Origin of the sequence: Promicromonospora sp. Marseille-Q5078, assembly GCF_050315395.1 — a bacterium.
GTDB lineage: Bacteria > Actinomycetota > Actinomycetes > Actinomycetales > Cellulomonadaceae > Isoptericola.
In genome coordinates this window covers 3,192,147-3,211,410 of the sequence record NZ_JBNPQG010000001.1, presented here as the reverse complement: position 1 = coordinate 3,211,410, position 19,264 = coordinate 3,192,147, and the positions used below count along the sequence as shown (strand labels likewise).

The window sequence follows — 19,264 nt, the reverse complement described above, 5'->3', positions numbered from 1 at the left end:
GGGAAACACCCCTTCCTAGCGTCGGGGCACCGGCCCGACGACGCGCCGGCGGATCGAACCGTCGCCCGGCGCCCGCCGGACGGCACCGACCGCCCGACCGTCGACGAGAGCGTCGGGCTCGCGCACAGGAGGACACGCGATGGTTGCTCCGACCACGGCGCCCGCACCCCCGGCACCCGCCCCCGGCGTGCACGCCCGCCCCGGCCGCTGGATCGACGAGTGGCGGCCCGAGGACCCGGCGTTCTGGGCCGGCGGCGGCCGGAGCGTCGCGCGGCGCAACCTCGCGCTCTCCGTGTTCGCCGAGTTCCTCGGCTTCTGCGTGTGGGCGCTGTGGTCGATCGTGGTGCCGCAGCTGCCCGCCGCCGGCTTCGCCCTCACCACCGACCAGATGTTCTGGCTCATCGCCGTGCCGTCGCTGGTCGGCGCGACCCTGCGGATCCCGTACACGCTCGCCGTGCCGGTGTTCGGCGGCCGCACCTGGACGGTCGTCTCGGCGTCGCTGCTGTTGATCCCCACCCTCGCGCTGGCGTTCGTCGTGCAGCGGCCCGAGACGTCGTTCGGCGTGCTGCTGGCCGTGGCGGCGCTCGCGGGCTTCGGCGGCGGCAACTTCGCGTCGTCGATGGCGAACATCTCGTTCTTCTTCCCGGAGCGGGAGAAGGGCGCGGCTCTGGGGTGGAACGCCGCGGGCGGCAACCTCGGCACCGCCGTCGTGCAGCTCGTCGTCCCGCTGGTCATCGCCACCGGCGCCGGGATCGCGCTGGAGCGGGCGGGCCTCGTCTTCGTGCCCTTCATCGTGCTGGCGGCGTTCCTCGCCTGGCGGTTCATGGACAACCTGTCGGCCGCGAAGGCGGACCCGCGCTCGTTCGTCGTGGCCGTCCGCGAGCCGCACACGTGGATCATCGCGTTCCTGTACATCGGCACGTTCGGGTCGTTCATCGGGTTCTCCGGCGCGTTCCCCACCCTGCTGGCCGGCCAGTTCCCCGAGGTGACCCTGTCGCTGGCGTTCCTCGGCGCGCTCGTGGGTTCGGTGGCCCGGCCGCTTGGCGGCATCCTCGCCGACCGCGTGGGCGGGGCCGTCGTCACGGTCTGCTGCTACGCGGTGATGATCGTCGGCGCCGTCGGCGCGATCTCCGCGCTCGGGAGCCACCGGTTCGGCCTCTTCTTCGCCTCGTTCCTCCTCCTGTTCGTCGCGACGGGCGTGGGCAACGGGTCGGTGTACCGGATGATCCCGGCGGCGTTCCGGGTCGCCGGGGCCGGGCGCGACGCCGTCGCCACCGCCCGCGCGGCGGCCGGGTGCATCGGCATCGCGGGCGCGGTCGGGGCGTTCGGCGGGTTCCTCATCCCGCGGGGCTTCGCGATCTCGACGTCGGCGACCGGCTCCCTGGTGGCGGCGCTGTGGGTCTTCGTCGGGGCGTACGCCGTGATGGCCGTGGTCACCTGGGCGGTGTACGCGCGGCGCGGCACGGCGATGCGGGCGGCGCGCGTATGACGACGGCCCCGCCCGCCGTCGGGCCCGGGGTGGCGACCCACTGCCCGTACTGCGCGTTGCAGTGCGGCATGGACCTCGCGCCCGCGGGCCCCGCCGCGCCGGGCGACCGGGCCGCGCTGTCCGTGGCCGTGACGCCGCGGCAGTTCCCGACCAACGGCGGCGGGCTGTGCCAGAAGGGCTGGACCAGCGCCTCCGTGCTGCGCGCCCCCGACCGGCTCACGGCGCCCCTGGTGCGCGGGGCCGACGGCGAGCTCGCCCCGGCCTCGTGGGGGGCTGCGCTGGACCTCGTCGTCGGGCGGCTCGCGACGCTGGCGTCGGAGCACGGCCCTCAGGCGGTGGCCGTCTTCGGCGGCGGCGGGCTGACGAACGAGAAGGCCTACACGCTCGGCAAGTTCGCACGGGCCGTGCTGCGCACGCCGAACATCGACTACAACGGCCGGTTCTGCATGTCGTCCGCGGCGGCCGCGGGGAACCGGGCGTTCGGCCTCGACCGCGGGCTGCCGTTCCCGGTGACCGACCTCGCCGGGGCGGACGCGATCGTGCTGCTGGGCTCGAACGTGGCCGAGACGATGCCGCCGTTCGTGCAGCACCTCGCGGGGCGCGCGCGGCCGGCGGGCTCGTGGTCGTCGACCCGCGACGGTCCGCGACGGCGCGCCTGGCCGACCCTTCGGCCGGCTCCGGACGGCGCGACGGCCAGGGCGGCGGCGTGCACCTGCAGCCCGTGCCCGGCACGGACCTCGTGGTGCTGCTGGCCCTGCTGCACGTGCTGCTCGCGGAGCGACTCGTGGACCGGGAGTACCTCGACGCGCGGACCGGCAGGTTCGACGACGTCGCCCGGTCGGTCGCGGCCTGGTGGCCCGAGCGGGCGGAGACGGTGTGCGGCGTCCCGGCCGAGGAGCTGCGCCGGGTGGCGCGGCTGCTGGCCGCGGCGTCCCCCGCACGCGGCGGGCGCGGCGCCTACGTGCTCACCGGTCGCGGCGTCGAGCAGTCCGCGCAGGGCACGGCCACCGTGACGGCGGCGATCAACCTGGCGCTCGCCCTCGGCCTCGTGGGGCGGGAGGGGTCGGGGTACGGCTGCCTGACCGGGCAGGGCAACGGGCAGGGCGGCCGCGAGCACGGGCAGAAGTGCGACCAGCTGCCGGGCTATCGCCGGATCGACGACCCCGCGGCCCGCGCGCACGTGGCGGGCGTGTGGGGCGTGGACCCGGACACCCTGCCCGGGCCGGGGCTGCCCGCCGTCGCGCTGCTGAGCTCACTCGGCACCGACGACGGGCCGCGCGCGCTCCTCGTGCACGGCTCGAACGTCGTCGTGTCGGCGCCGAACGCCGACCGGGTGCGCGAGCGGCTCGCCGCCCTCGACCTCCTCGTGGTGTGCGACGTCGTGCCCTCGGAGACCGCGCTGCTCGCCGACGTCGTGCTGCCCACCACCCAGTGGGCCGAGGAGGAGGGCACGATGACGAACCTCGAGGGGCGCGTCATCCGCCGCCGCCAGGCGGCCGACGCACCCGGCGCGGCCCGCTCCGAGCTGTGGATCCTGGCGGAGCTGGCCCGCCGGCTGGGCTCCGACGTCGCGTTCCCGACCGACCCCGCCGTCGTGTTCGACGAGCTGGCGCGCGCTACGGCCGGCGGCGTCGCCGACTACTCCGGGCTCAGCCACGCCCGCCTCGACGCGCACGACGACGCCGGCGGCGCCGGGCTGTACTGGCCCTGCCCGGCCGCCCCCGCCGAGTTGTCAGAGTCACGTGAGGGTAAGGCCGCGCGTGGCTCTGACAGCTCGCGGGGCGAGCACCCCGGGACACCGCGCGTGTTCCTCGACCGGTTCGCGACGCCGGACGGTCGCGCGCGCATGATCCCGGTGGACCACGGCGGGCCGTCCGACGACGTGCGCCCCGACGCGCCGACCTACCTCGTGACCGGGCGGGTGCTGCAGCACTACCAGTCCGGTGCCCAGACGCACCGCGTGCCCGAGCTGGAGCGCCTCGTGCCCGAGCCGTACGTCGAGCTGCACCCGCTGCTCGGGATGCGCGTCGGCGTCGGGGACGGAGCGCGGGCGCGCCTCGCGTCCGCGCGCGGCGTCGTGGAGGCCGTCGCCCGCTGGACCGACGCCGTCCGCCCGGACACCGTGTTCATGCCGTTCCACTGGAGCGGCGCGGGCAGCGTCAACCGCCTCACGACCGACGCCGTCGACCCCGTCTCCGCGATGCCCGAGTTCAAGGTCTGCGCCGTGTCGGTCACGCCGGCAGCCGCGCCCGCCGGCCCGGCCCCGCAGGCCGAGCCCAGGACCCAGGAGGTCCCCGCATGAGCCTCGAACCGCAGCGCGTCCTCCGCGTGCCGCGCCAGGTGGTCGTCGTCGGGAACGGCATGGTCGGCGCGCGCCTCGCCGACGAGCTCTCCCGCCGCGACACCGACGGCGCGCTCGACGTCACCGTGCTCGGCGCCGAGCCCTACGAGCCGTACAACCGGGTCCTGCTCTCGGACGTCGTCGCCGGGCGCACCGACGTGGCCGCCATCTCCATGCCCGCCGTCGACGACGGCCGCACCCGCGTGCTGCGCGGCACGGCGGCCGTGGCGGTCGACCGGGACGCGCGCGTGGTCCTCGCCGACGACGGCGCCCGCCACCCGTACGACCACCTCGTCCTCGCCACCGGCGCCGCCGCGCGCCTGCCCGACGTGCCCGGGCTCGGCACCGACCCCGGGGCGCTGCCCGCCGGGGTGCACGCCCTGCGCACGCTCGACGACGCGCGGGAGGTGGTCGCCGCCACCGTGAACGCCCCGCGCGCCGTGGTGGTCGGCGGCGGGGTGCTGGGCGTGGAGGTGGCCCTCGGCCTCGCCGGGCGCGGCCTGCCGACGACCCTCGTGCACGGCGCCGGCGCGCCCATGGACCGCCAGCTCGACGACGAGGCGGGTGCCGTGCTGCGCGCCGGGCTGGAGGCGGCGGGCGTCGTCGTGCGCACCGGCGTGCGGCCGCAAGAGGTGCTCGTCGTCGGGGGCCGGGCGGTGGGCGTGCGGCTCGCGGGCACGGCGGCCGACACGTCGGCCGGCACGGCGGAGCCGGGGGAGACCTTCGGCGCCGGGCTGGTCGTGCTCGCGTGCGGCACCGCGCCGGAGACGACGCTGGCGCGGCGGGCGGGGCTCGCCGTCGAGCGCGGCGTCGTCGTCGGGCCCGACCTGGCGAGCGTCTCCGACGCCCGCGTGTTCGCCGTGGGGGACTGCGCCCAGCCGCCGGAGGGCTCGCGCGGGCTCGTCGCGGAGGGCTGGGACCAGGCGCGCCGGCTCGCCGAGGCCCTGGTCGCGCTCGCGGCACGGCCCCGCCCGGCGCCGCCGGCCGCGGCGGGGCCGCGCGAGCACCTGCGGCTCCCCGGCGACGGAGCCGGCCCGTCGATGGCGGTGCGTCTCGGCACGCTGCTGTCCTCCCGCGCGCCCGGCGGGCCGGCCGCCGGCGTGGACACCCGCGGGACCGACGTGGTCAAGGTCAAGGCGGGCCCGCTGAGCGTGGTGGCGATGGGCCGGTGCGGCTCGCGGCGCACGCCGCTCCCGGGGGAGCGTGCCGTCCGGCTCGGCGACCTGGCGGCGGGCCGCTTCGTCGAGGCCGTGGTGGCCGGCGGCGTGCTGGTGGGCGCCACGTGCGTCGGCGACGCGCGCGTGGCGGCCGACCTCACCGCCGCCTACACGCGCCGCACCCCGGTTCCCGCCGACCCGGCGTTCCTGCTGCTCACGCCCGTGGCGCCCGCCGCGGCCGCGGCGTCCAGCCCGGAGCACATGCCCGACGACGCGACCGTCTGCCGGTGCAACGGCGTCACCAAGCACGACATCGCGGCGTGCGTGGCCGACGGCGCCGCGACCGCGGACGACGTCGCGCGCGCCACCCGCGCCACCACCGGCTGCGGCAGCTGCCGCGACGCCGTGTGCGGGCTGGTGGACTGGCTCGGCGCGGCGCGTCAGGAGTCGGACCGTCAGGCGGCGGGGGAGGTCCACTCGAGCGTGTAGCGGAAGAAGAGCCGCCGCCGGAAGCGCGCCCCGGGCAGCACGCGGGCGGCGGTCGCGCGCACCTCGCCGTACGTCTCCCGGGCGTCGCGCACGGGGGCGGCCGGGGCGTCGTCGGCCGTGCCGTCGTCGGCCGTGCCGTCGTCGGCCGGGGAGGTGTCCTGGGCGACGGGCCGCGGGTGCTTGACCATCCCCACCACGGGGTTGGCGGCCGACGAGACGAGGGCGAGGGCGAGGTCGCGCCGCGCGCCGATTCGCGCGAGCCCGACCACCAGCAGGCGCCCGCCCGGTGCGAGCACCCCGGCGGCGTGCCGCAGCGCCGGCTCGAGCTCCATGTGGTGCAGCGAGGCGACCATCGTCACGACGTCGGACGAGCCGTCGGCGGGGAGGTCGAGGAAGCTCCCGTGGTGGACGGTGACGGACGGGTCGTCGGCGAACCGGGCGCGCGTCACCTCCACCATCGGCGCGTCGACGTCGAGGCCCACCACCTCCACGGCCTCCCGGCGCAGGCGGTCCACGAGCGTGCCCGTGCCGCACCCGACGTCCAGGGCCCGCAGCCGCCGCCGGGGCAGGCGGCGCAGGACCCAGCCGTGGAGGCGGTCGTTGTGGTTCCACGGGTGCCGGTCGTTGAGGCGGCCGAGCCACCGGCCGACCGCGCGGACCTGGGGGTGCGTCGTCGTGCGGGGATCGAGCCGGGGATCGGGCATGGACAGCGAGGGTAGCGTCACGAGCGTGCCGAACCTCGTCCTCATGTGCGGCCCCGCCGGGGCCGGCAAGTCCACGCGCGCGCGCCGGTACGCCGCGGCCGGGTTCGCGGTGGCGTCGGTGGACGAGGTCGCGTGGGAGGCGGGGCACGCCGCCGCTCACCCGCTGCCCGACGATGTCGCCGGCCGGGTGGCGGACGCGCTGCGCGCCCGGGTCGAGGAGCTGCTGGACGAGGGCCGTGACGTCGTCGTGGACTCGTCCTTCTGGTTGCGGGCGTCGCGCGACGAGTACCGGGCGCTCGGCGCGGCCCACGGCGCGGAGACCCTGGTGGTGTACGTCGAGACCCCGCGCGGCGTGGCGCTCGCCCGGGTCGCGGCGCGCGGCGCCGCCCACGCGCACGACGTCGTCCTCGCCCCCGACGTCGCGGCCGCCTACCACGACGGCTTCGAGCCACCGACCCCCGACGAGGGCCCGCTGGAGGTCGTCCCGGGCCGATAACCCTTTCGACCACGGGATCCGTATCGCCATCCGGTGGATGGCGATACGGATCCCGTTCTCGAAGGGGGCAGGCGAGGTCCTCTCGCGCGGGATGTTTCGCGCGTGAGGCAGATGTTCCCGTGAGGTAACCGCGGCCTGACGGTGGCGACACGCCGGCTTCCTAGGTTCAGGGACATGAGCAGCGAGCCCCCCACCTCAGGCAGCGTCGACCGGCGCCACGTCGTCGTCGTCGGCGGCGGCATGGTCGCCCAGCGCTTCGTCGAGGCCCTGCGGGCCCGCGACACCGACGGCGCGTGGCGCGTGACCGTCTTCGCCGAGGAGCCGCGCAAGCCGTACGACCGCGTCGGCCTCACCCGCTACTTCGAGGTGCGCGACGCCGAGGAGCTCACCCTCGGCGACCCGGCGCTGTGGGACGACCCTCTGGTCGAGCTGCACCGCGACTGCGCCGTCGCCTCGATCGACCGCGCGGCGCGGACCGTCACGGACCGGCTCGGCCGCGTGCACCCCTACGACGAGCTGGTGCTCGCCACGGGATCGAGCGCCGCGATGCCGCCCATCGAGGGCAACGACCTGCCCGGCGTCTTCGTGTACCGCACCATCGACGACGTCGCGGCCCTGCGCGGCTGGGTGGAGGCCAAGCGGGAGGCCGGGCGCCTCGAGACGCGGGGCGGCGTGGTGGAGCGGCCGGTGCGCGGCGCCGTCGTCGGCGGCGGCCTGCTCGGCCTGGAGGCCGCGGGCGCGCTCAAGGCGCTCGGGGCGCAGGCCACGGTGATCCAGTTCGGCACGCACCTCATGGACGTGCAGATCGACCTGGGCGGCGGGCACGCGCTCAAGCGGCTCATCAACGACAAGGGCATCGCGGTCCGCACGGACACCGCGACGAAGGGGATCCGCCCGCACCGCCGCACCGGGCACGTGGGGCGGATGGACTTCGCCGACGGCGGCCGCCTCGACGTGGACGTCGTCGTGATGGCCACCGGCGTGCGGCCCCGCGACGAGCTGGCCCGCAGCGCCGGCCTCGAGGTGGGCGGGCGCGGTGGCGCCGTCGTCGACCTGACCTGCCGCACCGCGGACGAGCACGTGTGGGCGATCGGCGAGGTGGCGTGCATCGAGGGCCGCTGCCTCGGCCTCGTGGCGCCGGGCAACACGATGGCGGAGGTCGTGGCCGACCGGCTGCTCGGCGGCGGCGCCACCTTCCCGGGCGCGGACACGGCCACGAAGCTCAAGCTGTCGGGCGTCGACGTCGCGAGCTTCGGCGACGCGCACGGCCGCACCGAGAAGTCCGTCGAGATCGTGTGGGCCGACCCGCTGGCCGGCGTCTACAAGAAGCTCGTCATGGCCGACGACGCGCGCACCCTGCTGGGCGGCGTCTTCGTCGGCGACGCCACGCCGTACGCGTCGCTGCGGCCGATGCTCGGCGCGGAGCTGCCGGGCGACCCGTCCGCGTTCCTGCTGCCGGAGGGCACGGGCGGCGCGCCCACCCTCGAGCTGCCCGACGACGCGAACGTGTGCTCCTGCAACAACGTCTCCGCGGGCACGATCCGCGGCGCGGTCAACGGGTCGTTCGAGGGGCACGAGTGCACCGACGTCGCCGGGGTCAAGGCATGCACCCGCGCCGGCACGACGTGCGGGGCCTGCGTGCCGCTGGTCACCAAGCTCACGAAGACCGAGCTCGCCAAGGCGGGCGTCGAGGTGAGCAACGCTCTGTGCGAGCACTTCGAGCTCTCCCGGGCCCAGCTCTTCGACGCCGTGCGGGTGGCCGACCTGCACACCTTCAGCGAGATCATCGCCCGCTTCGGCCGGGTGCCCGACGGCGCCACGGACGCCGGTCGGGGCTGTGACATCTGCAAGCCGGTGGTCGCGTCGGTCCTCGCGAGCCTCGGCAACGGGCACATCCTCGCGGGCGAGCAGGCCACGCTGCAGGACACCAACGACCACATGCTCGCCAACATGCAGAAGGACGGCACCTACTCCGTCGTCCCGCGCATGCCGGGCGGCGAGGTGACGCCCGAGGGGCTGATCGTCGTCGGGCAGGTGGCGAAGGACTTCGGCCTCTACACGAAGATCACCGGCGGGCAGCGGATCGACATGTTCGGCGCCCGCGTCGACCAGCTCCCGGAGATCTGGCGGCGGCTCGTGGACGCGGGCTTCGAGTCCGGTCACGCGTACGGCAAGTCGCTGCGCACCGTGAAGTCGTGCGTCGGGTCCACCTGGTGCCGGTACGGCGTGCAGGACTCGGTGGGCATGGCCGTCGAGCTCGAGCTGCGCTACCGCGGCCTGCGCTCGCCGCACAAGCTCAAGCTCGGCGTCTCCGGCTGCGCCCGCGAGTGCGCCGAGGCGCGTGGCAAGGACGTGGGCGTCATCGCCACCGAGCAGGGGTGGAACGTCTACGTGGGCGGCAACGGCGGCCAGACGCCGCGGCACGCGCAGCTCCTCGCGGAGAACCTGTCGTCCGCCGAGCTGCTGCGCACGATCGACCGCTTCCTCATGCTGTACATCCGCACCGCCGACCGGCTGCAGCGGACCGCCCCCTGGGTGGAGGAGTACGAGGGCGGCCTGGAGGCGATCCGCGCGGTCGTGATCGAGGACTCCCTCGGCATCGGCGCGGACCTCGATGCCGCGATGGCCCGGCACGTCGAGGGGTACGAGGACGAGTGGAGGGCCGTCCTCGAGGACCCGGAGAAGCTCGCCCGCTTCGGCTCCTTCGTCAACGCCCCGACGACGGCCGACCCGGCGCTCGCCTACGTGGCCGAGCGCGGGCAGAAGCGGCCCGCCACGGCCGACGAGGTCGTCGCCGGCCTGTCCGACCCCGACCTCGTCTCCGCCGAGACCAGCCCGGTCCTCGTCGCCGGCCCCACCCTGGAGGTGCGCGCATGACCACGCTGCCGATCGCGACCGACCCGACGACCGACCCGACGTCCGACCCGGCCCCCCGCGCCGTCGACGGCCCCGGCTGGAGCGCCGTCTGCGCGCTGGCCGCGCTGGTCCCGGAGCGCGGCGCGGCCGCCCTGGTGACCGGCTCCGACGGCGAGGAGCGTCAGGTGGCGCTGTTCCGCCTGCTCGACGGCACGGTCTGCGCGGTGCAGCAGCTCGACCCGTACTCGGGCGCGAACGTCATGTCCCGCGGGATCGTCGGCACCCGCGGCGGCACGCCCACGGTGGCGTCGCCCGTCTACAAGCAGGTCTTCGAGCTGCACACCGGCCGCTGCCTCGACGCGGCGGGCAAGGAGCCGCGCGCGGGCCTGTCGGGCGACCTCGCGTCGTACCCGGTCGCCGTCGCGGACGGCGTCGTGCACGTGGGGATCGGATGACGACGCCCGCGCCCGGCGCCGCGACGACCGGGCGGGTCACCCTCGTCGGGGCGGGGCCCGGCGCCGCCGACCTGCTCACCTATCGCGCGTGGCGCGCGCTGGCCGCGGCCGACGTCGTGGTCACCGACCGGCTCGTGCCGCGGGAGGTGCTGGCCGACCTGGACCCCAGCGTCGAGGTGGTCGACGTGGGCAAGACGCCGGGCCGGCACACGCTGCCGCAGGAGGAGATCGACGCGCTGATCGTGGCGCGGGCGCTCGCCGGCGCGCACGTCGTGCGGCTCAAGGGCGGCGACCCGTTCGTCTTCGGCCGCGGCGGCGAGGAGGTCGCGGCCTGCCGCGCCGCGGGCGTGCCGGTCGAGGTGGTGCCGGGGGTCTCGTCCGCGCTCGCCGCGCCCGCGCTGGCCGGCGTGCCGCTCACGCACCGGGGCACGACGACGGCGTTCCACGTGGTCGCGGGACACACCCGCGACGGCGTCGGCGACGGACGCGACGTGCTCGACGACGTGTCCGTCGCGTGCGTGACGTCCCGCGCGGCGACGCTCGTCGTGCTCATGGGCGTGGCGGCCCTGCCCGGGATCGTGGCCCGCCTGCTGGACGCCGGTGCCGCACCGAGCACCCCCGTCGCTATCGTGGAGCGAGGTTCGCTGCCCGACCAGCGGGTCACGCGCGTCGCCCTCGACCTGGCCGCCAAGCGTGCCGAGGAGGTCGGGGTCCGCGCGCCGGCCGTGGTCGTGATCGGCGACGTGGCTGACTCGACGCTGCTGGAGGTCGCTGGTGACGCAGGAGCCGTGGGGTGGGCCGGTGCATGAGGGTGCCAGGCCCGCGCTGGGCCAGGTGATGGCGGGCTGCACGGTGCTCGTCACGGCCGACCGCCGGTCGGGGGAGCTGGCCGCGGCGCTGGAGCGCCGCGGGGCCGCCGTCCGGCACGCGCCCGCGCTGAGCATGGTGCCGCACGTGGACGACGACGCGTTGATCGCCGCCACGCGCGCCCTCGTCACCGACCCGCCGGACGTCGTCGTCGCGACCACCGGCGTCGGGTTCCGCGCCTGGATCGAGGCCGCCGACGCGCACGGCCTCGCGGACGACCTGCTCGCCGTCCTCGGCCGCGCGCGCCTCGTGGCCCGCGGGCCCAAGGCGCGCGGCGCCATCCAGGCCGCGGGGCTGCAGGCCGACTGGGTCGCCGAGTCGGAGACATCGGCCGAGGTCGCCGAGGTGCTGCTGAGCGAGGGTGTCGGCGGGATGCACGTCGCCATCCAGCACCACGGGGCGGGCGCCGACGGGCTGGACGTCGTCTTCGACAAGGCGGGGGCGCGGGTCTCCGCGCTGGTCGTGTACCGGTGGGGCCCGCCGCCCGACCCGGCCGCCGTCGAGGCGTCCGTCCGGGCCGCCGCGGCCGGGGAGATCGACGCCGTCGCGTTCACGTCCGCACCCGGCGCCGAGGCCTGGATGCGCGCCGTGGAGGCGCAGGGCCTGCGCGAGGAGGTCGTGGCGCGGTTCGTGGACGGGTCGATGGTGGCCGCCGCCGTCGGCCCGGTCACGGCCCGCCCGCTGGAGTCGCGCGGCGTCCCGACGCTGCAGCCCGAGCGCGGCCGGCTCGGCGCGCTCGTGCGCTCCCTCGTGGGGCACTACGAGCACCTGGAGTCCGTGGCCCTCGCCACCGTGGCCGGGCCGCTCGTCATCCGCGCGCGCGTCGCCGTCCTCGACTCCCAGGTGCTGCCCCTGTCGCCCACGGGCGTCGAGGTGCTGCGGCTGCTCGCCTCCGCGCGCGGCGACGTCGTGCCGCGCGACCGCGTGCTCGACGTGCTGCCCGGCAGCTCACGCGACCCGCACGCCGTCGAGGTCGCCGTCGCGCGCCTGCGGGACGCCACCGGCCGGCGCGACCTGGTGAAGACGGTCGTCAAGCGCGGCTACCGGCTGGAGCTCGCGCACCCGGCGTAGGTGTCAGGCCTGCGGGTCGTCGTCAGCGGCCTCGGGACGCCGCGAGGCCCGGACGACGGCGGTCGCCGCGGCGAGCCCGAGGAGCAGGAACACCCCGGCCACGAGCAGCGACCCGCGCGTCGCGTCGGCGAACCCCTCCGACAGCGCCTCGACGACCGCCGGCCCCTGGTCGCCCAGCTCGCTCTCCGTCCCCTCGGCGCGCAGGCCGGAGATCACGTTGCCGGCGGATCCGCTGGTGGCGTCGGCGAGCTGGGTGACCTGGTCCTCCGGGAGCCCCTGGCCGTCGAGCGCCGCCGGCACGGTGGACGCCAGGAGGACCGCCAGGGCCGTCCCCACGAGCGCCGTACCCAGCGCCGACCCGACCTGGCGCACGGTCGACTGCGTCGCCGAGCCCTGGCCGGACTCCTCGGGCGGCACGTGCGCGAGCGTCGTGCTGGTGAGCTGCGCCGAGGCGAGCCCGAGCCCGATGCCGTAGACGACGAGGACCCCGGCGAGCAGCCACGGCGAGACGGTCGGGGTCACCACCAGGGCGACGGCGGCGACGCCCACGACCTCGAGCACGAGCCCGATCACGACGACGAGCGGGGCGCCCACCCGCGCGGCAAGGTGCCGGGCCGACGCCCCGGAGACGAACGCGCCGATCGCCATCGCCGCGAGCACGAGACCGGCTCCCAGGGTCGACAGGGCCAGCACGTTCACGAGGAACAGCGGCAGCACGAAGATGATGCCGAACTCGCCCACCGCGACGGCCGTGGCCGCGACGTTGCCCCACCGGAACGTGGGGATGCCGAACAGCGAGAGGTCGAGCAGGGCCGAGCGCCCGATCCTGGCCCGGTGGCGTTCCCACAGCACGAACAGCACCAGCAGGACCAGTCCCAGCGCGAGCAGGACGGGCACCGGGGACACCGGGGCCGAGGCGGGCCACGTCACGCCGAGGACGTCGAGGTCCGCCGTCGGCGTCCACCAGCCCAGCGTCTGGCCCTCGATGAGGCCGAACACCAGCGCGCCGAACCCGAGCGCGGACAGCAGCAGCCCGCCGACGTCCAGCCCGGGTGCCGTCACCGGTGTGCGGGTCTCCGGGACCCACAGGTACGCGCCCACGACGACGGCGACGCCGATCGGCAGGTTGACCAGGAAGATCCAGGGCCAGGTGAACGACGTCGTCAGCCACCCGCCGGCGAGCGGGCCGATCGCCGCGGCGCCGGAGATCACGGCGCCCCACACCCCGAACGCGGCGGCGCGGTCCTTGCCCCGGAACGTCGCGTTCACGGTGGACAGCGTCGACGGCAGGATGGCCGCGGCGCCCAGGCCCTGCACCAGGCGGCCGCCGATCAGCGCGCCGCCGTCGCCCGCCGCGGCGGACAGCACCGACCCGAGCAGGAACAGCACGACGCCCGCCACGAGCAGGCGACGCCGCCCGAGCCGGTCGCCGAGCCGCCCGGCCACCAGCAGGAGCCCGGCGAGCACCACGGCGTACGACGCGCTCACCCACTGCGCGTCGCTCAGGCCCAGGCCGAGGTCGGCGACGATGTCGGGGATCGCGACCGCCACGATCGTGCCGTCGATGACCACCATCGACAGCGCCACCGACAGCACGACGAGCGCGCGCCAGCGATCGGGGTTCTCCGGCGCGACCGCGGTTGCTCGCGGCCCGGCGTCGAAGGCGCCTCGCCCGCCGGGTCCGTCGTGCGCCTGTTCGGGGTCCATCCGTCGTCCTCCACGTGGTCGAGCCGGTTCCGCGACCGCGGACCAGGTGACACCGTGTCAGAACCGTCGGCGGGGCGCGCGGGGACCGTCTGGAGCACCGCGCACCCGCCGACCATGAAGGTTCGTGACCAGGCCTGATGGGTTGTTCTCCCCGTGGTGCATCAACGGTGGGCCTGGTTACTCTCTTGCGGGCGGAGGGGGTGAGGGCAGGTGGCGCAGGCGTTCACGGATATCGACTCGGACCTGGCGGACGGGATCAGTGGTGAGGGGCAGCCCGCGCCGTCCTCCCGGGCGAGCGGTCGGGGGCCGGTGTGAGGCCGGCGGACTGGTCGCCGGTCGGGCTGGACTCCGACCCGACGCCGGGGGACCCGGTGCTGGTGCTCGCGGGCGGGCAGGACTACCTGGAGGTCGCGGGGTCGATCGACGACGCCGCGGGCGCGATGTCGCGTCTGGATGTGGCGGGGACGGTCTCCCAGGCGGTGGACGCGTTGATGGAGACCAAGGAGGACACGGTCTCGCAGATTCGGCGGGCGCACAGCCGGTATCGGGCCACGGGGGACGCGCTGGTGGACTACGCGCACACCCTGGAGCGCGTGCAGTCCGAGACGTTGGCGGCTTTGGAGCGGGCGCGGGCGGCGAAGGACGCGGCGGACTCCGCGGCCGGGTCGCGGGACCGGTTCCAGGACCTGGCCGACGGCGCGACCGACGCGGAGACCCAGCGGGAGTACCAGCAGCAGGCCGACGCCGCGGGGGGGAACGCGGACGACGCGCACGGGCAGGCCGCGGCCGCCCGCTCGGACATCGAGTCGTCGGTGTCGGACCGGGACCGGGCCGCGGGTGATGCGGTGTCCCGGATCGAGGACATCACTTCCGGGGATGACCTGAACGACTCGTGGTGGGACGACTGGGGCTCCAAGGTGGTGGCCGCGATCGCGGACATCGCGGACATGATCTCCACGATCGCGGGGCTGCTCGCGATCGTGGTCGCGTTCATCCCGGTGGTCGGCACCGCGCTGGCCGGGGTGCTGATCGTGGTCGCCGCCGTCGCCGCGATCGTGTCCGCGTTGGCGAACATCACGCTGGCTGCGACCGGGGAGCGGTCGTGGGCGGAGGCGGGGATCGCGATCGCCGGGGCCGCGCTGTCGGTGATCGGGCTGGGCGGTGCGGCGAAGGCCGCGACCGGCCTGTCGAAGGCTGCGTTCAAACAGGGCATGAAGACCGGTGCGAAGAAGGCGTGGTGCAAGGTCGGGTTCGGCACCTGCTTCACCGCCGGCACCCTGATCCGCACGGCCGATGGTGACCGCCCGATCGAGGACCTGCGCGCCGGGGACAAGGTCTACGCCCACAACCTGGCCACCGGCCATGACGAGCTGCAGCTGGTCATGGAGACGTTCGTCCGCACCACGACCACGCTGTTCCACCTAACCATCGGCGGACAGGTCGTGACGACCACCGACGAGCACCCGTTCATGGTCGCGAACATGGGCTGGATCCTGGCCCGCGACCTGCAGCCCGGCGACATCCTCGTCACCAGCGACACCACCGGCACCGGGACGGTCACCCTCGACCGCATCGACATCGAGCACCGCGACCCGGACGACGCGGTCACGGTCTACAACATCCACGTCGAGACCCACCACAACTACTACGTCCTCGCCGGCGACCTGCCCGTCCTGGTCCACAACGCCGGCGGGCACGGCGGTATCCCCGAGGCCGACCGGATCGCGGATGCGGCGGACATCGCCGCAGGGCACGCCGGGTCGAAGCACGCCGGCGACTTCCCCGGTATGTCGGTCGACGATCTCACCCGCCACACGTCGAGCGTCATGTCGGACCCTGCGCGAGCGAAGGACCTGTCTCGACTTCGTCGGGCGTACCAGGGCAAGGACGGCTCGACGATCGTCATCCACGACCCGATGCACGAGGACGTCGGTACCGTGTTCCGGCGCGATCCGACCACCATCGACGACTACTGGGAGAACAACCTCACATGACGGCTCCGCACGACGAGCGCCCGAGCAGTCTGCTCGACCCGCACGAGATCGCGCTCCTGTCCCGAGCATTGTTCGAGTGGGGTGGCCCTGCCCACGCCAGCGACCTTCTCGCGCGAGGGATGGGGTTCGCCGACGCTCCCACGCTGGTGCGGCGGTGCGCCGCGCTCGGTGCGGACCTGAAGCAGGACGCGCCCCTCGAGGCGGCGGACTGGGCGCGGGTCCTCCTCGCGGTGGAGATCGTCTTCGCCAGCGACCTCGTCGGCTCCGGTACGGACTGGCGCACCACGACCGGCATGGACGACGACGAGACGATCCGGCTCCTGCGCACGATCCAGCGCAAGCTCGGCAGGGTCGTCCGGCCCTACTACGGCACGACGCCCGGGACACCGTCCTGACCACCGGGCCGCGCGCGCAGGAACGACCAGCGTCGATCCTCGCCGTGTCGACGCCAGCCCCACATCGGCACTGACAGCAGGAGCGGGTCGAGGAGGTCTACCGCCCCTCCCCGAGCGTCTGACGCGCGGTCGACGGGCCGTCATCCGGGATAGACGTCGACCTCCGCCGCCTTGACGGACAGCCAGACCCGCGTGCCGGGGGTGAGCGACAGCTCGGCGGCGGCCTGGGGCGTGACGTCGGCGGCGAGGTGGTCGGTGCGCACCCGCACGAGGTCGCCGCGCGGCTCCAGGGAGTGCACCGTGCCGCGGAACGTGTTGCGCGGCGAGCCGTGGCGGTCGTCGAGGTAGACAGAGACGGCGGCGGGGCGGAAGACGGCGGTCATGGGCGCGCCGACGCCCAGGCCCTCGCCGGGCCGGTGGCCGTGCACCACTTCGCCGGCGGGCGTGCGGACGCCGTCGCCGGTCCACGTCCCGGTGAGGAGGTTGAGCCCGGCGATCCGGGCGGCGAACGCGCTGCGGGGTCGGGCCAGCACCTGCGCCGTCGGGCCGCGCTCGACGACGCGTCCCCCTTCGATCACGGCCACCTCGTCCGCCAAGAGCAGGGCGTCGAGCACGTCGTGGGTCGTGATGACGGCGGTCTGGCCGGCGAGCAGCCGCTTGAGCGTCTGGCGCAGCTCCGGGGTCACGTCGACGTCGAGCGCGGCCATGGGCTCGTCGAGCAGCAGCAGCCGGGGCTCCGCCGCGAGCGCGCGGGCGACGGCCACGCGTTGCGCCTGCCCGCCGGAGAGGGTCGACGGGGCGCGGTCGGCCAGGTGCGCGAGCCCGATCTGCTCCAGCCTGTGCGCTGCCGCGGCCTCGGCGTCCCGGCGGCGCGCCCCCTGGGACCGCGGCCCGAAGGCGACGTTCTGCCGCACGGACAGGTGCGGGAACAGCAGCGCCTCCTGCGCGAGCAGCGCGACGTGCCGGGCGTGGGGCGGCACCCAGGTGCGGGTGCGGCCGGCGGCGGCGCGCACGAGCGGCCGGCCGTCGAGCGTGACGTGGCCGTCGTGCGGGCGCAGCGTCCCGGCCACGATCCCGAGGGCGGTGGACTTGCCCGCCCCGTTCGGGCCGAGCAGCGCGAGGGTGCGGCCCTCGGCGACGTCGAGCTCGACGTCGAACCCGCGGGCCGGAAGCGTCGCGGCGAAGGAGAGGGTCATAGCGGGCTCCGGCCGCGGCGGGTGGCGGCGATGACGAGGACGGCGACGACGACGAGCAGCAGCGACAGGGCGACGGCCGCGTCGGGGTCGGTCTCGCGCTGCAGGTAGATCTCCAGCGGCAGGGTGCGGGTGACGCCCTGCAGGCTGCCGGCGAACGTGATGGTGGCGCCGAACTCGCCGAGCGCGCGGGCGAACGACAGCACCGCACCGGACAGCAGCCCCGGCCACACGAGCGGGAGGGTCACGCGGCGCAGCACCGTCGTGGGGCGGGCGCCGAGGGACGCCGCGACGACCTCGTACCGGGCGCCGGCGGTGCGCAGCGCGCCCTCGAGGCTCGTCACGAGGAACGGCAGCGCGACGAACGTCTGCGCGAGCACGACCGCGGCCGTGGAGAACGCGATCTGCACGCCCGCCACCTGCAGCGTCTCGCCGAGCAGGCCGCGCCGCCCGAACGTGTAGAGCAGCGCGATGCCGCCCACCACGGGCGGCAGCACCAGGGGGACCATCACCAGCGAGCGCAGCAGGTCGATCCCGGGGAAGCGGTACCGCGCCAGCACCAGCGCCATCGGGACCCCGAGCACGAGGCACGCCACCGTGCTCGCCGCCGACGTCTGCAGGCTCAGCACCAGTGCGGCGCGCGCCGACTCGCTGGTGACCAGGGACCAGTAGCTCGACCAGTCGACCCGCGTGGCCATCGCCACCAGCGGCAGCACCACGAAGAGCCCGCCCAGGGCGGCGGGGACGAACGCCCAGCGCGGCAGGCCGACGGCGCTCCCGCCCCCGGTGGTCGAGCCTGTCGAGACCCTCATCGCATCGGCGACGGCCCGGCGAAGCCGAAGCCCGCGAGCGTCTGCTGCCCGTCGTCGGACAGCACGAGGTCGACGAACTCCTGCGCGAGGTCCGCCTGCGTCGCGTCCGCGACGGGCGCGATCGGGTAGGTGTTCACCGCGCCGGCCGACTCGGGGAGCTCGACGCCCTCGACGTCGTCGCCCGCGGCGGCGACGTCGGTGACGTAGACGAGCCCGGCGTCCGCCTCGCCCGCGATCACCTTGCCGAGCACGTCGGTGACGCTCTGCTCCTCGCTCACCGGCTGCAGGTCGAGGCCTGCGGCCTCCTCGACCTTCGTGGACGCCGCGCCGCACGGCACCTCCGGCGCGCACAGCACGAGGGCGACGTCGGGGTCGGTGAGGTCGGCGAGGGTCTCGACGCCGGCGGGGTTGCCCGGCGGGACGGCGATCTCGAGCGTGTTGGTGGCGAAGTCCTGCGGCGCGGCGACCAGGTCGTCGGCCACGAGCTTGTCCATGTTCGCGGTGTCGGCGGACGCGACGACGTCGGCCGGCGCACCCTGCTGGATCTGCGCCACCAGGTCCGACGACCCGGCGAAGCTGAGCTGTACGTCCACGCCGTCGTGCGCGTCCTCGAACTGCTCGGCGAGGTCCTCGAACGAGCCCTTGAGCGACGCCGCGGCGAACACGGTGAGTGTCGTCGTGTCGCCGTCCGCGCCGTCGTCCCCGGTCGCCGATGTGCCGCAGCCGGCCAGCACCGCCACGGCGAGCGCCGCGACCCCGGCAGCGGCGTGCTTCCTCATGCGTCTCCTCAGTCCTGGGCCGATCACGCCTCGGCCTCGATCACCACGGTCGTCGACTTGATGACCGCCACCGCGACGGAGCCCCGCTCGAGCCCGAGGTCGCGCACGGCCTCGCTGCTCATGAGCGACACCACGCGGAAGGGCCCGCACTGCAGCTCCACCTGGGACATGATCTTGTCGGTCTGGATCTCCGTGACCAGCCCGACGAAGCGGTTGCGCGCCGAGCTCTTCATCCCGCCCGGCAGCGCCGGGGGAGTGGCGTGCTCGCGGGCCACCATCGCCACCTCGTACCCGTCCACGACCTTGCGGCCCGACGCGTCCGTGGTGGACCCGAGCAGGCCCCGGTCGATCCAGCGGCGCACGGTGTCGTCGCTGACCCCGAGGTAGACGGACGCCTCTGACACGCGCATGTGCGGCATGAACCGGATCGTATCCCTGCATCTGCGGAACCGACAGGGC

Annotated in this window: 15 protein-coding genes and 1 pseudogene; 10 read left to right on the top strand and 6 right to left on the bottom strand. The window is 75.5% G+C overall.

Annotated elements, in window-relative coordinates; genetic code table 11:
- Window positions 1-139 precede the first annotated feature (139 nt).
- From ACQFYA_RS14940 to ACQFYA_RS14930, 3 genes and pseudogenes are all read left to right on the top strand, one after another.
- On the top strand, window positions 140-1,489 hold the full coding sequence (locus ACQFYA_RS14940) for an MFS transporter (RefSeq protein ID WP_499125486.1): 1,350 nt from the start codon (window positions 140-142) through the stop codon (window positions 1,487-1,489).
- Window positions 1,486-3,791: pseudogene (locus tag ACQFYA_RS14935) on the top strand (molybdopterin oxidoreductase family protein). The gene ACQFYA_RS14940 and the pseudogene ACQFYA_RS14935 overlap by 4 nt, the downstream one beginning before the upstream one ends.
- Window positions 3,788-5,476, top strand: a complete 1,689-nt coding sequence (locus tag ACQFYA_RS14930; protein ID WP_499125484.1) for an FAD-dependent oxidoreductase — start codon at window positions 3,788-3,790, stop codon at window positions 5,474-5,476. The pseudogene ACQFYA_RS14935 and the gene ACQFYA_RS14930 overlap by 4 nt, the downstream one beginning before the upstream one ends.
- On the opposite strand, the gene ACQFYA_RS14925 is transcribed toward ACQFYA_RS14930, so the two are convergent.
- Window positions 5,443-6,180, bottom strand: a complete 738-nt coding sequence (locus ACQFYA_RS14925; protein WP_499125483.1) for a class I SAM-dependent methyltransferase — start codon at window positions 6,178-6,180, stop codon at window positions 5,443-5,445. The genes ACQFYA_RS14930 and ACQFYA_RS14925 overlap by 34 nt on opposite strands.
- On the opposite strand from ACQFYA_RS14925, the gene ACQFYA_RS14920 reads away from it, so the two are divergent.
- The 5 genes from ACQFYA_RS14920 to ACQFYA_RS14900 all read left to right on the top strand — a co-directional run bounded on the left by ACQFYA_RS14920 (window position 6,179) and on the right by ACQFYA_RS14900 (window position 11,925).
- The gene (locus ACQFYA_RS14920; protein WP_499125481.1) at window positions 6,179-6,676 is read left to right on the top strand and encodes a P-loop nucleotide/nucleoside kinase family protein; all 498 of its coding nucleotides are present in this window, start codon (window positions 6,179-6,181) and stop codon (window positions 6,674-6,676) included. The genes ACQFYA_RS14925 and ACQFYA_RS14920 overlap by 2 nt on opposite strands.
- A 174-nt stretch (window positions 6,677-6,850) precedes the next feature.
- Window positions 6,851-9,553 carry a nitrite reductase large subunit NirB gene (nirB, locus tag ACQFYA_RS14915; protein WP_499125480.1) on the top strand — a complete coding sequence of 901 codons (2,703 nt, stop codon included), beginning with the start codon at window positions 6,851-6,853 and terminating at the stop codon, window positions 9,551-9,553.
- A complete protein-coding gene (nirD, locus tag ACQFYA_RS14910) occupies window positions 9,550-9,987 on the top strand; it encodes a nitrite reductase small subunit NirD (RefSeq protein WP_499125478.1) in 438 nt (145 codons plus the stop codon). The genes nirB and nirD overlap by 4 nt, the downstream gene beginning before the upstream one ends.
- Window positions 9,984-10,796 (top strand): uroporphyrinogen-III C-methyltransferase, encoded by an 813-nt coding sequence (cobA, locus tag ACQFYA_RS14905; RefSeq protein ID WP_499125476.1) that lies wholly within the window; start codon window positions 9,984-9,986, stop codon window positions 10,794-10,796. The genes nirD and cobA overlap by 4 nt, the downstream gene beginning before the upstream one ends.
- A 28-nt stretch (window positions 10,797-10,824) precedes the next feature.
- On the top strand, window positions 10,825-11,925 hold the full coding sequence (locus ACQFYA_RS14900) for a uroporphyrinogen-III synthase (protein ID WP_499127548.1): 1,101 nt from the start codon (window positions 10,825-10,827) through the stop codon (window positions 11,923-11,925).
- 3 nt (window positions 11,926-11,928) lie between these two features.
- Here ACQFYA_RS14900 and ACQFYA_RS14895 read toward each other — a convergent pair whose 3' ends face one another.
- Window positions 11,929-13,632, bottom strand: a complete 1,704-nt coding sequence (locus ACQFYA_RS14895; protein WP_499125474.1) for a DHA2 family efflux MFS transporter permease subunit — start codon at window positions 13,630-13,632, stop codon at window positions 11,929-11,931.
- 311 nt (window positions 13,633-13,943) lie between these two features.
- On the opposite strand from ACQFYA_RS14895, the gene ACQFYA_RS14890 reads away from it, so the two are divergent.
- Together ACQFYA_RS14890 and ACQFYA_RS14885 are read left to right on the top strand one after the other, a co-directional pair.
- Entirely contained in the window at window positions 13,944-15,626 is a 1,683-nt protein-coding gene (locus tag ACQFYA_RS14890; protein ID WP_499125472.1) for a polymorphic toxin-type HINT domain-containing protein, read from the top strand.
- Complete coding sequence (locus ACQFYA_RS14885; protein WP_499125470.1) at window positions 15,623-16,021, top strand: hypothetical protein; 399 nt, start codon at window positions 15,623-15,625, stop codon at window positions 16,019-16,021. The genes ACQFYA_RS14890 and ACQFYA_RS14885 overlap by 4 nt, the downstream gene beginning before the upstream one ends.
- A 140-nt stretch (window positions 16,022-16,161) precedes the next feature.
- Here ACQFYA_RS14885 and ACQFYA_RS14880 read toward each other — a convergent pair whose 3' ends face one another.
- The 4 genes from ACQFYA_RS14880 to ACQFYA_RS14865 are packed head-to-tail and all read right to left on the bottom strand — an operon-like array spanning window position 16,162 to window position 19,224.
- On the bottom strand, window positions 16,162-17,217 hold the full coding sequence (locus tag ACQFYA_RS14880; RefSeq protein ID WP_499125469.1) for a sulfate/molybdate ABC transporter ATP-binding protein: 1,056 nt from the start codon (window positions 17,215-17,217) through the stop codon (window positions 16,162-16,164).
- Complete coding sequence (locus ACQFYA_RS14875) at window positions 17,214-18,026, bottom strand: ABC transporter permease (RefSeq protein ID WP_499125467.1); 813 nt, start codon at window positions 18,024-18,026, stop codon at window positions 17,214-17,216. Before ACQFYA_RS14875 ends, ACQFYA_RS14880 begins: the two co-directional genes overlap by 4 nt.
- Window positions 18,023-18,805: a molybdate ABC transporter substrate-binding protein gene (modA, locus tag ACQFYA_RS14870; RefSeq protein WP_499125466.1), complete on the bottom strand. Its 783-nt coding sequence runs from the start codon at window positions 18,803-18,805 to the stop codon at window positions 18,023-18,025. Before modA ends, ACQFYA_RS14875 begins: the two co-directional genes overlap by 4 nt.
- 23 nt (window positions 18,806-18,828) lie before the next feature.
- Window positions 18,829-19,224: a TOBE domain-containing protein gene (locus tag ACQFYA_RS14865; protein WP_499125464.1), complete on the bottom strand. Its 396-nt coding sequence runs from the start codon at window positions 19,222-19,224 to the stop codon at window positions 18,829-18,831.
- Window positions 19,225-19,264 lie beyond the last annotated feature (40 nt).